13 protein-coding genes are annotated in these 14,537 nt (G+C 64.2%); 10 read left to right on the top strand and 3 right to left on the bottom strand.

Going from position 1 to position 14,537, the window contains the following annotated elements; translation table 11 throughout:
* From QOH60_RS14150 to QOH60_RS14140, 3 genes are all read left to right on the top strand, one after another.
* Window positions 1-780: ABC transporter ATP-binding protein (locus QOH60_RS14150; RefSeq protein ID WP_526421319.1), on the top strand; the 780-nt coding region annotated here is incomplete at its 5' end.
* On the top strand, window positions 764-1,504 hold the full coding sequence (locus tag QOH60_RS14145; protein ID WP_526421317.1) for an ABC transporter ATP-binding protein: 741 nt from the start codon (window positions 764-766) through the stop codon (window positions 1,502-1,504). The genes QOH60_RS14150 and QOH60_RS14145, both read left to right, overlap by 17 nt.
* 57 nt (window positions 1,505-1,561) lie before the next feature.
* Complete coding sequence (locus tag QOH60_RS14140; protein ID WP_526421314.1) at window positions 1,562-2,731, top strand: branched-chain amino acid ABC transporter substrate-binding protein; 1,170 nt, start codon at window positions 1,562-1,564, stop codon at window positions 2,729-2,731.
* A gap of 3 nt (window positions 2,732-2,734) precedes the next feature.
* On the opposite strand, the gene QOH60_RS14135 is transcribed toward QOH60_RS14140, so the two are convergent.
* Window positions 2,735-3,934, bottom strand: coding sequence for a lipid-transfer protein (locus tag QOH60_RS14135; RefSeq protein ID WP_526421312.1), 1,200 nt, complete (start codon window positions 3,932-3,934; stop codon window positions 2,735-2,737).
* Window positions 3,931-4,362 (bottom strand): Zn-ribbon domain-containing OB-fold protein, encoded by a 432-nt coding sequence (locus tag QOH60_RS14130; protein ID WP_526421323.1) that lies wholly within the window; start codon window positions 4,360-4,362, stop codon window positions 3,931-3,933. Before QOH60_RS14130 ends, QOH60_RS14135 begins: the two co-directional genes overlap by 4 nt.
* Window positions 4,363-4,493: 131 nt before the next feature.
* On the opposite strand from QOH60_RS14130, the gene QOH60_RS14125 reads away from it, so the two are divergent.
* Complete coding sequence (locus QOH60_RS14125) at window positions 4,494-4,781, top strand: putative quinol monooxygenase (RefSeq protein WP_526421310.1); 288 nt, start codon at window positions 4,494-4,496, stop codon at window positions 4,779-4,781.
* A 103-nt stretch (window positions 4,782-4,884) separates the two neighbouring features.
* Complete coding sequence (gene polA / locus QOH60_RS14120; protein WP_526421321.1) at window positions 4,885-7,560, top strand: DNA polymerase I; 2,676 nt, start codon at window positions 4,885-4,887, stop codon at window positions 7,558-7,560.
* Here polA and QOH60_RS14115 read toward each other — a convergent pair.
* Window positions 7,557-8,708: a PrsW family intramembrane metalloprotease gene (locus QOH60_RS14115; RefSeq protein WP_526421308.1), complete on the bottom strand. Its 1,152-nt coding sequence runs from the start codon at window positions 8,706-8,708 to the stop codon at window positions 7,557-7,559. The genes polA and QOH60_RS14115 overlap by 4 nt on opposite strands.
* Window positions 8,709-8,896: 188 nt before the next feature.
* Between QOH60_RS14115 and QOH60_RS14110 the strand changes: the two genes are divergently transcribed.
* The 5 genes from QOH60_RS14110 to rpsA form a co-directional block, all read left to right on the top strand.
* Window positions 8,897-9,706 (top strand): Rv0361 family membrane protein, encoded by an 810-nt coding sequence (locus tag QOH60_RS14110; protein ID WP_526421306.1) that lies wholly within the window; start codon window positions 8,897-8,899, stop codon window positions 9,704-9,706.
* Window positions 9,707-9,831: 125 nt separating this feature from the next.
* Window positions 9,832-11,163 carry a metallopeptidase gene (locus QOH60_RS14105; RefSeq protein ID WP_526421304.1) on the top strand — a complete coding sequence of 444 codons (1,332 nt, stop codon included), beginning with the start codon at window positions 9,832-9,834 and terminating at the stop codon, window positions 11,161-11,163.
* Window positions 11,164-11,188: 25 nt separating this feature from the next.
* Window positions 11,189-12,088: an Rv0361 family membrane protein gene (locus QOH60_RS14100; protein WP_526421302.1), complete on the top strand. Its 900-nt coding sequence runs from the start codon at window positions 11,189-11,191 to the stop codon at window positions 12,086-12,088.
* 87 nt (window positions 12,089-12,175) lie between these two features.
* On the top strand, window positions 12,176-13,000 hold the full coding sequence (locus QOH60_RS14095) for a TIR domain-containing protein (RefSeq protein ID WP_526421300.1): 825 nt from the start codon (window positions 12,176-12,178) through the stop codon (window positions 12,998-13,000).
* 161 nt (window positions 13,001-13,161) lie between these two features.
* Window positions 13,162-14,537, top strand: a 1,376-nt coding sequence (rpsA, locus tag QOH60_RS14090; RefSeq protein ID WP_526421298.1) for a 30S ribosomal protein S1, incomplete at its 3' end; no start/stop codon positions are given.

Here is a 14,537-nt window from a genome sequence, read left to right as displayed (position 1 = left end):
GAGGGTGAAACCCTGCTCGAGACAGTCGATCTCACTGTCCGTTTCGGCGGCGTGGTCGCACTTGACTCAGTCACCTTTTCGATACGACGAGGCGAGATCCTGGGTTTGATCGGGCCTAACGGCGCCGGCAAGACGACGTGCTTCAACGCGATCACTGGGGTCTATCGGCCGAGCGCGGGCACGGTCATCTTCGACGGCGCGCCGCTCGGGCGGATCAAGCGCCACCAGATCACCCGACGCGGCATCGCGCGCACGTTCCAGAACATCCGGCTGTGGGGCGAGATGACCGCACTGGAGAACGTTGTCGTGGGTACCGACGCGCGACACAAGACGTCGGTGCCGGGTGCGATCATTCGCAGCGCGCGCCACCGTCGCGAAGAGCGCGACGCCATCGAAAGAGCAGCCGCACTACTCGAATTCGTCGGCATCGCAGACCGCGGCGAGGAGAAGGCAAAGAATCTTTCGTACGGCAACCAGCAGCGCTTGGAGATCGCTCGAGCGCTGGCCACGGAACCGAAACTCCTGTGTCTCGACGAGCCCGCGGCCGGGTTCAACCCGCGAGAGAAAGCGGGTCTGGTCGAGTTGGTCAAGAAGATTCGTGACGACGGGTACACCGTGCTGCTGATCGAGCACGATATGAGGGTGGTCATGAACGCCACCGACCGGATCATCGTGTTGGAGTTTGGCCGAAAGATCGCCGATGGCCTGCCGTCAGAGATCCGAGAGGACCCGAAGGTGATCGCCGCATATTTGGGGGTGCCCGATGACGACGTCGGATGATCCAAACGTGTTGCTCGAATTGCGCGATGTGGTCGTGTCCTACGGCCGGGTCGAAGCACTGCACGGGATTTCGCTTGTTGTTCGGGAAGGTGAGCTCGTCACTCTGCTGGGTTCCAACGGCGCAGGCAAGACCACCACGATGCGGTCGATATCGGGGCTGCGCGAAGTGAGCAAGGGCTCGATCTGGTTCGAGGGCCGCAACATCACCGAGATGAAAGCGCACAAAAGGGTGCTTGACGGCCTGATCCAGGCCCCCGAGGGTCGTGGAGTGTTCCCGGGGATGACGGTCACAGAGAATCTCGAAATGGGCTGTTACGGAAGGAAGTTCCCGTCGAAGGCTGAGCGCCGGGCCAAACTGGACTGGGTCTTCGAGACATTTCCCCGGTTGGGGGAGCGGCGCAAGCAAGTCGGCGGCACGCTATCGGGCGGCGAGCAGCAGATGCTCGCCATTGGCCGGGCGCTGATGGCACGGCCGCGGGTGCTGCTTCTCGACGAGCCGTCAATGGGGCTGGCGCCCATGGTGATCCAGCAGATATTCCGTATCATCGCCGAGATTAACCAGCAGGGCACGACGGTGCTGCTTGTCGAGCAGAACGCCCAGCAGGCGTTGAGCCGCTCCGACCGCGCGTACATCCTCGAAACCGGCACCATCACCCGCGAAGGGCCTGCGAGAGAACTTCTCGATGACGACGCGGTCCGTGCCGCGTACCTAGGTGTTGCCTGATCGGTGAGCGATACGCCTGAGGATCGAAGGGGGTCACGAGGTCGACGCCTGGTCCGCTTGACGGTTGCGGTCGGATGCGTCATTCTGCTCGCGCTGGCCGCCATGCTCGTCGCTCGGCTCGAGGCCCACGGCTACCGCGTCGTCGTCCAAGCCCAGATCACCGGAGACGGGATGGCGGTCGCGACGGGCGATCGCAAGCCGGCCGATCCCGCGGGCACCGGCAAGGCGGTATGCCCGCCGTTGTCCATCGCGGTGGCGGGCGCACTGTCCGGCCCCGATGTCGAGGCCGGAGTCAACACCGAACACGGCGTGCGACTGGCAGTCGACGCCCACAACTCCGCCAACCCTGGTTGTCAGGTTCAGATCAAAGCCTTCGACACGGGTGGTGATGCGGCGCGGATAACCGAGCTCGCGCCGCAAATCATCGCTGACGCGTACACCGTCGGGGTGATTGGCCCCACGTTCTCCGGCACCGCAGAGGCGGCAGGAGCCTTGTTCGAGGACAACGGGATTCCGGCTGCCACCGCCTCGGCGTCCAAGAAGAATCTCTCGGAACACGGGCGGCAGACGTTCTTTCGTGCTGTCGCCAGCGACCAGGCCCAGGGCCGTGCGGTGGCGAATTACCTGAAGGAAGCCCTCCACGTCAAAGCCGCCTGTTTGGTCGATGACGGCGCGTCGTACGGAATTGGGGTCGCCGATGCTGCCATGGCGACGTTGGGCGCCCTCGCGGCCACGGGTTGTCGTGTGTCAATTGCCGCTGACGACACGGAGATTCGGCAGGTGATCGAGCGCATCAAAGCCGCGGGCGCGGATGTCGTTGTTCGCGCGGGGTCGTATGCGGGAGCGCCCGAGTTCGCGCGCCGCCTGCGTGAGGGCAACGTCAGGGCGACGTTCGTGTCGGTGCAGAGCATCGCGGACGGGGATTTCGCGACGCACGCCGACGACGCCGCGAAAGGGGCTCTGGTGTCGTGCCCGTGCGCTCCTGCTCCTGAGTGGTTTGTGGACGAATACCGGGCGAAGTTCGGCGTGAACCCAGGCGCCTACAGTGCGGAGGGCTACGACTTGGCCACGATCATGCTCGAGGGCATCGACGCCGGAAAGCTGGTGAGGCCCGAGATGCTCGACTGGATGCGGCACTACAAAGGCGACGGCGTGGCTCGTCGATACCAGTGGACTGACACAGGCGAGCTGACGAACCCGACGGTATGGATCTACAAGGTGGAGTAACCGTCAGCGCGCGACGATCACCGACGACCCGTGGCCGAACAGGCCCTGGTTCGCGGTGATGCCCGCTGTGGCGCCCTCGACCTGACGGCCAGTGGCTTGCCCGCGTAGCTGCCAGGTCAGCTCGCACACCTGGGCGATGGCCTGTGCCGGGATCGCCTCGCCGAAGCAGGCCAGCCCCCCAGACGGGTTTACCGGCACGCGGCCGCCGATCGTGGTTGCGCCGCTGCGCAACAGGACCTCCGCCTCGCCCTTGTCGCAGAGCCCGAGATGCTCATACCAGTCAAGCTCAAGCGCTGTGGACAGGTCGTATACCTCGGCAACCCCGATGTCGTCAGGCCCGATGCCCGCCTCGGCGTACGCGGCGTCGATGATCTGGTCTTTGAAGACCCGCTCCGGTGCTTCCACAACGGCGGTGGAATCTGTTGCGATATCGGGCAATTCAGGCAGGTGCTGTGGGTAGCGGGGGGTCACGGTGCTCACCGCCCGCACGGACGGAACTCCGTCGAGCGAACCGAGGTGCTTGCGGGCGAATTCCGCGCTGGCCACCACGAGAGCCGCCGCGCCATCGGACGTCGCGCAAATGTCCAACAGCCGCAACGGATCTGCGACCACCGGGCTGGCCAGTACATCTTCCACCGAGGCTTCCTTGCGGAATCGCGCGTTCGGGTTCGACAGTCCGTGCTTGGCGTTCTTCACCTTCACCGCCGCGAAGTCTTCGGCGGTGGCGCCGTAGAGATCCATGCGGCGGCGGGCCAACAACGCGAAGTACACCGGGTTCGTCGCGCCGATCAAATGGAACCGTTGCCAATCGGGATCGTTGCGGCGTTCGCCGCCGACCGGCGCGAAGAAGCCCTTCGGGGTCGTGTCGGCGCCCACCACCAGCGCGACGTCGCAGAATCCGGCGAGGATGTTCGCGCGGGCGCTCTGCAGTGCCTGCGAACCGCTGGCGCACGCGGCATAGCTCGAGCTGACCGGCACCCCTGTCCAGCCCAGCTTCTGCGCGAATGTCGCGCCGGCGACGAAGCCGGGATAGCCGTTGCGGATCGTGTCAGCGCCGGCGACGAACTGAACGTCGCGCCAGTCCACCCCGGCTTCGGCGAGCGCCGCCCGAGCTGCGATCATGCCGTATTCGGTGAAGTCGTTGCCCCACTTACCCCACGGATGCATCCCGGCGCCGAGGACATAGACGGGTTCAGGTGTCATGCGATTCTCCACGCGTAGGTCGTCCGCTCGACGCCGTCGTCGTCGCGGTAGAGCGCCTCGATGGTCGTCTCCATCTCCATGCCGATCGTCAGATCCTCGGCAAGCGTGCCCGCGACGACCTTGCCCAACACGATGAGCCCCTCGTCGGCGAGCTGCACGGCGGCAACCGCGAACGGCTCGAACGGATCGGGGGCCGGATACGGCGGCGGCGGGGCGTAGCGGTTCTCGGCATAGCTCCACAGCGTTCCGCGCCGTGACAGTGTGACCGGCTCCAGAGTGGAGCTCTCGCATGCGGGGTTCGGGCAGTCCAGCGCCCGCGGCGGGAAGACGTATGTTCCGCAAGCGGGACAGCGGCTACCGATCAGGTGCGGTGATCCGGACTCGTCGGTGGCAAACCACCCGTCGATCGCGGGTTTCGCCTCGTCAATAGCTTCTGGCACGACGCCAGATTACCCATCAACCACGGAAAACTGAAACGTGTTCCAGTTCGACGCGGGCGCGCCCGCGATGAGTTCGGCCGTCGCGCAGGGTCTGTCCCTCGACGGTAAGGAGTGCGGACATGGTGATTGTCGCCGGACACCTGGTGGTGCCATCCGAGGAGCGGGACGCCTATCTCGGGGGATGCATCGATGTCGTCGCCCAGGCCCGGCAGGCCAAGGGGTGTCTGGACTTCTCGATCGCCGCCGACCTCGTCGAACCCGATCGCGTCAACGTGTTCGAACGCTGGGAATCGCAGGCAGCCGTTGCGGCATTTCGCGGCAGCGGGCCCAGCGGCGAGCAGATGGCCGTGATCACATCGGCGAGCGTGGTCGAGTACGACGTCGCGAACGAGCGACCGCTGACCTGATGTCGGAGCGGGTGCCTAGAGTGGGGCCGTGAGCCCTGCACGGACAGCTTCCAAAGCGCCCACCGCATACGGGCAGAGCGAGCCTGGTCAACAGCCCACTTTGATGCTGCTGGACGGCAATTCAATAGCTTTCCGGGCGTTCTACGCGTTGCCTGCGGAGAACTTCAAGACCCAGGGCGGGTTGACCACCAACGCGGTCTACGGCTTCACCGCGATGCTGATCAACCTGCTGCGCGACGAGACACCCTCGCACGTCGCGGCGGCTTTCGACGTGTCCCGGCAGACGTTCCGGTCGGAGAGATACCCGGAGTACAAGGCCAACCGGTCGTCGACGCCCGATGAGTTCCGCGGCCAGATCGAGATCACCAAGGAGGTGCTGGTCGCGCTTGGCATCACCGTGCTCGCCGAGCCTGGGTTCGAGGCCGACGATGTGATCGCCACCTTGACCACGCAGGCAGAGGCGGCCGGGTTCAGGGTGCTGATCGTCACGGGCGATCGTGACTCGCTGCAACTGGTCACCGACGACGTGACCGTGCTGTATCCGCGCAAGGGTGTCAGCGAGCTGACCCGTTTCACGCCGGATGCCGTGCAGGAGAAGTACGGACTCACGCCGCAGCAGTACCCGGACTTCGCTGCGCTGCGCGGTGACCCCAGCGACAACCTGCCGGGCATTCCGGGGGTAGGGGAGAAGACGGCGTCGAAGTGGATCTCGGAGTACGGCTCGCTGCAGTCCCTCGTGGACAACGTCGAGTCGGTGCGGGGCAAAGTCGGAGATGCATTGCGCGCAAACCTTTCTCACGTTGTGTTGAATCGGGAGCTGACGGATCTGATCCGCGACGTGCCGCTTGCCCAGACGCCCGACATGTTGCGTGTTCAGCCGTGGGATCGCGACCACATCCACCGGCTGTTCGACGATCTGGAGTTCCGGGTGCTTCGCGATCGGTTGTTCGACACCTTGGCGGCGGTCGAGCCGGAGGTCGACGAGGGATTTGATATCCGTGGCGGCGCACTGGAACCCGGCAGTGTGGCCGGTTGGCTCGCTGAGCATGCCGCGGATGGCCGGCGGGCCGGCGTATCGGTCGTGGGCACTCACACGGTCGCCGACGGCGATGCAACCGCGGTGGCGATCGCCGCCGCCGACGGCGACTCGGCCTACATCGACACCACGACGATGACCCCCGACGACGAGACCACGCTCGGTCAGTGGCTCGCTGATGAAAATCAGCCGAAGGCCGCGCACGAGGCGAAGTGGGCGATGCACGATCTGGCGTCTCGCGGCTGGCAGTTGCGCGGGGTCACCTCCGACACGGCGCTCGCCGCGTACCTGGTCCGGCCGGGCCAGCGCAGTTTCACGTTGGAGGACCTGTCTTTGCGGTACCTGCGGCGCGAGTTGCGTGCCGACAATCCCGAGCAGGCACAGCTGTCGCTACTCGACGACAGCGACGGAGTCGACGACCAGGCGGCGCAAACCCAGATCCTGCGGGCCCGTGCCGTTGTCGACCTGGCGGAGGCGCTGGACGCCGAGCTGGAGCGCATGGAATGCGCGTCGCTGCTCGGTGACATGGAGCTGCCCGTGCAGCGTGTGCTTGCCGATATCGAAAAGGCCGGGATTGCAGTCGATCTCGCTCAGCTGACCGACTTGCAGCATCAGTTCGCCGAGCAGATACGCGATGCCGCTGAGGCGGCGTTCGCAGTGATCGGCAAGCAGATCAACCTCGGCTCGCCAAAACAGTTGCAAGTGGTGCTGTTCGACGAACTGGAGATGCCGAAAACGAAGCGCACCAAGACCGGCTACACCACCGACGCCGACGCGCTGCAGTCGCTGTACGAGAAAACGGGCCACCCATTCCTGCAGCACTTGCTGGCCCACCGCGACGTCACCCGGTTGAAGGTCACCGTCGACGGGTTGCTGAATGCTGTTGCCACCGACGGCCGTATCCACACCACGTTCAACCAGACCATCGCGGCCACCGGACGGTTGTCGTCGACAGAACCGAACCTGCAGAACATCCCGATCCGCACCGACGCGGGCCGCCAGATCCGCGATGCGTTCGTGGTCGGCGTTGGCAACGATGGCCCCTTCGCGGAGCTGATGACCGCCGACTACAGCCAGATCGAGATGCGGATCATGGCGCACTTGTCGCACGACGACGGCCTGATCGAGGCCTTTCGCACGGGCGAGGACTTGCACTCGTTCGTTGCGTCGCGCGCGTTCGGGGTGCCGATCGAGGAGGTCACGCCGGAGCTGCGGCGCCGGGTGAAGGCGATGTCCTACGGGCTGGCCTACGGGCTGAGCGCCTACGGTTTGGCCGCCCAGCTCAAGATCTCCACCGAAGAGGCAAAGGACCAGATGGAGCAGTACTTCGCGCGGTTCGGCGGGGTGCGCGACTACCTGCACGAGGTCGTCGACCAGGCCCGCAAGGACGGTTACACGTCGACGGTGCTGGGCCGTCGGCGCTATCTGCCCGAACTGGACAGCAGCAACCGCCAGGTGCGCGAGGCCGCCGAGCGGGCCGCGCTGAACGCGCCTATCCAGGGCAGCGCGGCCGACATCATCAAGGTGGCGATGATCGAGGTCGACCGCGCTCTGAAGGATGCAGCGCTGGCATCGAGGATGCTGCTACAAGTGCACGACGAGCTGCTGTTCGAGGTCGCGCCCGGAGAGCGTGACGCGGTCGAAGCGCTTGTCCGCGACAAGATGGGCGGTGCCTATCCGCTCGACGTGCCGCTGGAAGTGTCCGTGGGATATGGCCGCAGCTGGGACACGGCCGCGCACTAACGACGTTGCGGTGCTTGGTATCCGGCCATCGTCTGCAAGATCGGCGCGGCTGCCCGTGCGCCGTACACTCCGTACGCCTCCTCGGTCTGCAGCGTGGCCACACGCGCGTCGCCGAACCCCCGCTCGAGACGGTCACGGACGAAAGCCAGCTCTACTACCTGGGAGGCGAAATTCTTGACCGACTTTCCTGCCTGCGGACCTCCGAGCCGCGTGGCTTCGCGTACCGCCTCCTTGCGCGTGCGCAGTGAGCCGAGCCAGGTCGCCTCATTGGCCGTGACCAGACCGGCCTGCACCATGCCGGGCAGCTTGCTCGCCACCACGCGCTGCTCTCGACGGCGGCTCGCAATGGCGAGCCAGACCATCAGCCCGAAGATCGGCACCATCCATACCAGGTAGACCAGGAGATAGGCACCGCCCCCGAACACCGCCGACCCGTTCCATAGCGCGTGCATGACGACCGCGCCGGTGTAGCCGAGCAGAATGCAAGCGGACTTGGCGACGGGATTGCGCTGCTGCAGAGCGAAATACACGCCGATGCCCGTCATCGACGTGAACAGCGGATGCGCGAACGGACCCATGATCAGCCGCACGGCGGCAGTGACAAGCCCGCGTTCACTGATGTAGAGGACGTTCTCCAACCACGCGAAACCCGCTGCGGTGACGCCCGCATACACCAGGCAGTCGGTAAGTGAATTCATCTCATCACGGCGCCGGCCCGTCATCATGAGCAGGAGAAATGCGCCCTTTGCCGCCTCCTCTATGAAGGGCGCACCAATCGCGATCGAAATCGGGTTCGGTCCCTCGCGTCCGTGGCCGATGATCGCGTCGAGGGCTAGCTCACTGAGATAGGAGACGATGACGGCGACCGACGCGCCCCAAAGGAATGCGAATACCAGCAGTCGCGGTGGCTCCGGCTCCCAGCGGTCCAACCACAGGTAAGCCAGCACGACGAAGATCATGGCGATCGTGGCGAGGAGGAAGCCGACGGTGGTGCCGACCGGGTTCGTCGCGGTCAGAAGGATCGCAATCAGCCCGACAAGGATGCCGAGCGCGATGATTACGCCGAGAGGCACACCGACCTGCCGGATCCGCCGCTGAAATGGCGGGCTCGAGGCCCGGGGTGGTTGCGGCGAGCCGGGGTGAGCCACGAAAGCAGGTTACCGTTCGGTTCTGCGTTCGTTGACGATCATGGACCCAGTCCGACGAATGTCCACCAATCGCGCACCGCCCGAATTCCTAAAACCGCACCGATGGCGTCCTGCAGCGCGTTAGGCTTACCGCTCACCGCGTACCCGTCGATCTCGGGCGAATTCGGACGAACGGGGGAGCCGACTAGATGTGGGCCAGAAGCGGATTCGCCGTCGTAGCAGCGGCATCGATGCTGACGGTTGGAGCATGTGGTGGTGGCAATGGCGAACAAAACAAGAGCGCCGAAGACCTGCCGAGCCCCCAACGCGAGATCAGACAGACCATCGACAATTTCTACCGTGCGCAGGACGGCGACTTAGCTCTTTACAAGTCGGCCCTTTGCACCAAGAACATCGACGAGTTAAAGGATGTCAGCGACCGAGACTTCGCCAGGACGCAACGGGAGGCCGTTGACAAGAACGGACGCTTCATCGTCGACTGGTTCGATGAGATAAAGGTGTCCGATGGCACCGCTGACGTCGCGTTCACCGGCCATTCCCTCGGGGGCCCCGGCGCCGACGTCGGAGCTCAGCACGAGACAGTCAACGTGGTTTTACAAGACGGGTCGTGGAAGATCTGCGATTTGCCCAAGCCCGATCTCGCCACTGAGCGCAAGCAAGCGCAACTCACCGACAAGGCCGCCGTCAAAGACGCGATCGTGCCGTTCGCCAATGCGATGGGCGCCGGAGAGCTGACATTGGCCGAAGCCGCGAAGCCGGATCAATGCAGACAACGGGTCCTCGAATTTTGGGCGGTCTACTCGGGTATTGACGAGCTGACCGGCTCGACCGTCTCGTCGGTCAACGAGATCACCGTCAATCAGGATGCCGCCAAGGCCAAGTTCATCATGGAGACGGACGACATTTCCGTCCCGTTTGGCGCCGCGCTGAATCGGGAGGAAGGCAAGTGGAAGGTATGTATCGTCAACTTCATCGGCCAACCGACCGAGAAGCGCTGAGACCGATGACTGGCTGCACCTCCTTCTCCGCCCGGGGCACCGTCGCCGTCGCCGCGATTTTGGTTCTCGCGCTTGGATGTTCAAAGCCGCCAGACACCAAGCCAAAGTCGGACAGTCCATCGACCGTGGCCGGGCTTCCATTGACAGACGGGCCGAGCGGTCCACGGGAGGGCGTACCGCCGGCACACCTCGATGTGGTCAATGCCACGGGTGGTGAGGCCGACGTGTTGATGATCAACTCGATCGCCGATGTCCAGGAGTACTGGCGCACCGAATATCCGAAACTGTTCCATGAGGACTTGGTGCCGGTCACGCACTTCGAGTCGTATGACTCGACACAACCCACCGCGATCGTGTGCGGTGGCGATGCCGCAGGAGATCCGAACGCGTACTACGCCTCCGAATGCGAAAAGGGCACGGATGGGATTGCCTGGGACCGCGGAAAGTTGATTCCCGACCTGATCAAAAACATCTCGGTGATCTCACCGCTTGTGGTCCTTGCCCACGAGTATGGGCACGCCGTCCAACACAAGTCGCTGTTGACCAATTCCTCGACGGTTTCGCTAGTGCTCGAGCAGCAGGCCGACTGCTTCGCCGGCGCCTTCATGCGCAGCGTGGCCGAGGGCAAGTCCGAGCACTTCACGCTGAACACCACCGACGGCTTGTCCCAAGCGATGGCCGCCATCATGGCGGTGCGCACGCCGCCCGAGTACGCGAGAATGAATGTCGGCGAGATGGAACATGGACCCGGCATCGATCGCGTCAGTGCCTTCCAGATGGGGTTCACTGACGGCCCCAGCGCTTGCACGAAGATCGACCTCGACGAAATCCAAAGGCGCCGAGGCGATTTGCCGCAGGTCTTCGCGGATCTGAAGGACTCGGGCGAACTCCCGGTGACCGAGAAATCGGTTGGAGACGTCATCGATTCCTTGAACACTTTCTTCAAACTCTCTCAGCCGCCGAAGATTTCCTACGCCGGTGCCGACCAGCACTGCCCTGACGGTAAGGCCACCCCGCCGGTCTCATATTGCCCCGCAACGAATTCGATCGGCATCGACATGGCCGGCCTCACTGCTCTCGGGAAGGTGGTCCAGACGGACGAGATGTTCGACCCGGTCGCGACGGGCGACTTTGGAGCGTACGTTCTTCTGGCTTCCCGGTACGCGCTTGCCGCGCAAAAGCAGGCGGGGGAGCCGCTGGAGGGCGACAACGCCGCGCGCCGCAACACGTGCTTTGTGGGAGCCTGGGCCACTGGGCTGGCCGAAGGGACGGCCGGCCCAAAGCTGGTGTTGTCGCCCGGCGATCCGGACGAGGCACTGTCCGGGCTGCTCACTGACGGTCTCGTCGCGAGCGATGTGAACGGCGTGACGCTGAGAAGCGGGTTCGACCGTGCCGACGCCTTTCGGTACGGATTGGCAAAGGGACTGGCGGAATGCCGCACGCATTACTCGGGATAGTGCACAGTGACAGAGGGTGGGCATGATGTCGGAAACGAATGAGCCTGCGGAGGAATCCTCGGAGCCGCTGCCCGGCGAGCCGCAGAGTCAGGCCGAGGAACCGCCGACGCCACCGCCCGGCAGCCGAAAGAGCAACCGGTGGAAGGTGATTGCCATCGTGGCCGCCATTGTTGTAGTTATCGCAAGCGCGGCCACGTCAGCCTACTTCCTATTGAAGCCCTCCGAAGAGAAGGCGACTCCCCAGAGCGAGATCACTGAAGTGATCAAGACGTATTACGCCAGCGCTCAGGACGCCGACGTCGCAAAGTTCAAGACGACGGTGTGCGCGCCGCTAGCCGAGTTCGCGTTGAAGAACAAGACCGATGGGCAGATCAAAGCCCTCGCAAAGCAGTCCGTCGACGTCGACGGACGATACGTGGTCGAGCAGGTCCAGGACATCAAGATCTCCGGTGACCGGGCTACCGCCGTTGAGCTCGGGCACAGCCAAGGAGGCCGGCTGGAGGAGATCGGCCAGCAAAGGCACACCGTCGGATTGAACAAGCTTGAAGGCGCGTGGAAGATCTGCAACAGGCCCGCCGACGATCCTGCGACCGCCGAAAAGAAGGATCTCGCTAAAGACAAGTCCAATGCCCGCAAAGCCGTTGAGGACTATTACCAGAAACGGACAGCCGGTGATCGCGACGCAGTGATCCTTGCGACCTGCGGCGATTTGCGGGACAGGTACAAGAAGCAGGATTCGAAGGCGTTCGCCGACGAGATCAAACGCTCACCCGAGACGCTGAAATCTATCGACGAGGTCGACCTGATGGGTGCGGCCGCAAAAGTGACCGTGACCATCGACGCGGGTGGGCCCTCGGTCCGCCTGATCACGCTGTCCGAGGAGGCGTACCGATGGAAGCTGTGCAAGATCGCCGTCCTCGAGTAGTCGCCCGGACCAGCGCTTGGCGAACCCGACGATAATTCCTGCGTGATTTTGCGCGCTGGGTCATCATGACCAGGTGAGGTTTGTTCAGTGAGCATTTTCATCAGCTACTCCACCGCCGACGGCGATGCGGTGCGGACTTTGGTGTCCGACCTGGAGTTCGCTCGCCAACAAGTGTGGCTCGATCAGGACCTCACCGGCGGAGACGCGTGGTGGGCAAAGATTCTCGAGCAGATCCGAAAGGCGGACGTTTTCGTCTTAGCGCTCTCGGACAAATCGCTGCGGTCCAAGCCGTGCCAGGCCGAGATCACCTACGCGCGTGCGCTGGGCATACCGATCCTGCCGATTCAGATCTCCGAGGTGGAGAGTTACCGCGTCGACCCGATCTTTTCGATGCAGATGGTCGACTACAGAGAGCCGACGGTGCGGACCGGGATCCGCCTGCTTCTGGCTCTTCAGGATCTCGCCGCTCAACGCCAGCCCCTGCCCGAACAACTGCCCGACCCGCCCCGCATTCCGTATGAATACCTGCAAAAGCTCGGTCAGACGATCGAGGGCGAGGCCACAATTCGCTATTCCGACCAGGCCGGAATACTCATCCAGTTACGTCAGGGCCTGCGCGACGAAGACGACGAAACAGTACGCAGCGACATCCGCAAACTGCTGCGCGACCTGCGCCGTCGGCCGGAGGTCGCGTTCCAGACGGTCACCGAGATCGACGCGATCTTGGGTACTGAGAAATCGGCCCCTAAGCCGGCAGCTGCCCCGCCCGTCAAGCCGGCCGAGAAGCCGCCGCAGCCTGCGAAGGCAGCTGGCTGGTATCCCGACCCGAGCGGCAATCCGCGACTCCTGAGGTACTGGGACGGCACCCGCTGGACGTCACATACCACTGACCAGACGGGTCAGGGGCATTAGAGCAGCGTGCGGGCATGGGACAGTCCCATCGGGACGGTGAGGACCGGTTTGTCCAGCGTGTGCACAGTCGAGTAGCCTCGACAGAGGTCCGCGACTTTGTTCGCGGTCAACGCCATGCCTTTTGTCCCTACGACCCAACCTGTCCGGAGCAACCCAACAACATGCCCAGTCCCTCCGTCACCTCGCCGCAAGTAGCCGTCAACGACATCGGCTCGAGCGAGGATTTTCTCGCCGCCATCGACAAGACAATCAAGTACTTCAACGATGGCGACATCGTCGAAGGGACGATCGTCAAGGTCGACCGTGACGAAGTCCTGCTCGACATCGGCTATAAGACCGAAGGCGTCATTCCCTCGCGCGAGCTGTCCATCAAGCACGACGTCGACCCGAACGAGGTCGTCTCGGTCGGCGACGAGGTCGAAGCGCTTGTTCTCACCAAGGAGGACAAAGAGGGTCGGCTGATCCTGTCCAAGAAGCGCGCGCAATATGAGCGCGCGTGGGGCACGATCGAGGCTCTCAAGGACAAGGACGAGGCCGTCAAGGGCACTGTGATCGAGGTCGTCAAGGGTGGGCTGATCCTCGACATCGGGCTGCGCGGATTCCTTCCCGCCTCGCTGGTCGAGATGCGCCGGGTACGCGACCTGCAGCCGTACATCGGGAAAGAGCTCGAAGCCAAGATCATCGAGCTGGACAAGAACCGCAACAACGTCGTGCTATCGCGCCGCGCCTGGCTCGAGCAGACACAGTCCGAGGTGCGCAGCGAGTTCCTCAACCAGCTGGCCCGCGGCCAGGTGCGCAAGGGCGTCGTCTCCTCGGTGGTCAACTTCGGCGCGTTCGTCGACCTCGGTGGGGTCGATGGCCTGGTGCACGTCTCCGAGCTGTCCTGGAAGCACATCGACCACCCGAGCGAGGTCGTCGAGGTCGGTCAGGACGTCACGGTCGAGGTCCTCGACGTCGACCTGGACCGCGAGCGCGTCTCCCTGTCGCTCAAGGCCACGCAGGAAGACCCCTGGCGCCTGTACGCCCGCACCCACGCGATCGGTCAGATCGTGCCGGGCAAGGTCACCAAGCTGGTGCCCTTCGGCTCCTTCGTCCGCGTCGAGGAGGGCATCGAGGGCCTGGTGCACATCTCCGAGCTGGCCGAGCGCCACGTCGAGATCCCCGAGCAGGTCGTCCAGGTCAACGACGACGTGATGGTCAAGATCATCGACATCGACCTCGAGCGTCGCCGCATCTCGCTGTCGCTCAAGCAGGCCAACGAGACCGCCACCGCCGCGGAGGGCGAGGACTTCGACCCCACCCACTACGGCATGACGGCGTCGTACGACGAGCAGGGCAACTACATCTACCCCGAGGGCTTCGACCCCGACACGGGCGAGTGGCTCGAGGGCTTCGACGACCAGCGGGCGATCTGGGAGGAGCAGTACGCCAAGGCGCACGCCCGCTGGGAGGCCCACGTCAAGCAGCAGGCCGAGGCCAAGCAGGCCGACGCCGCGGCGGCCGAGCCGACGACGTACTCCTCCGGTGCCGAGGACGT

Source organism: Mycobacterium sp., from assembly GCF_032159765.1.
Lineage (GTDB): Bacteria > Actinomycetota > Actinomycetes > Mycobacteriales > Mycobacteriaceae > Mycobacterium.
Note: the sequence above shows the minus strand (reverse complement) of the source record. Positions and strands in the feature narration are given on the sequence as shown.

Bases quoted from the DNA above. Each gene is read 5' to 3' on its own strand.
- QOH60_RS14145 (WP_526421317.1), top strand. From the start codon at position 764: ATGACGACGTCGGATGATCCAAACGTGTTGCTCGAATTGCGCGATGTG.
- QOH60_RS14135 (WP_526421312.1), bottom strand. From the start codon at position 3,934: ATGACACCTGAACCCGTCTATGTCCTCGGCGCCGGGATGCATCCGTGG.
- QOH60_RS14125 (WP_526421310.1), top strand. From the start codon at position 4,494: ATGGTGATTGTCGCCGGACACCTGGTGGTGCCATCCGAGGAGCGGGAC.
- polA (WP_526421321.1), top strand. From the start codon at position 4,885: ATGCTGCTGGACGGCAATTCAATAGCTTTCCGGGCGTTCTACGCGTTG.
- QOH60_RS14110 (WP_526421306.1), top strand. From the start codon at position 8,897: ATGTGGGCCAGAAGCGGATTCGCCGTCGTAGCAGCGGCATCGATGCTG.
- QOH60_RS14100 (WP_526421302.1), top strand. From the start codon at position 11,189: ATGTCGGAAACGAATGAGCCTGCGGAGGAATCCTCGGAGCCGCTGCCC.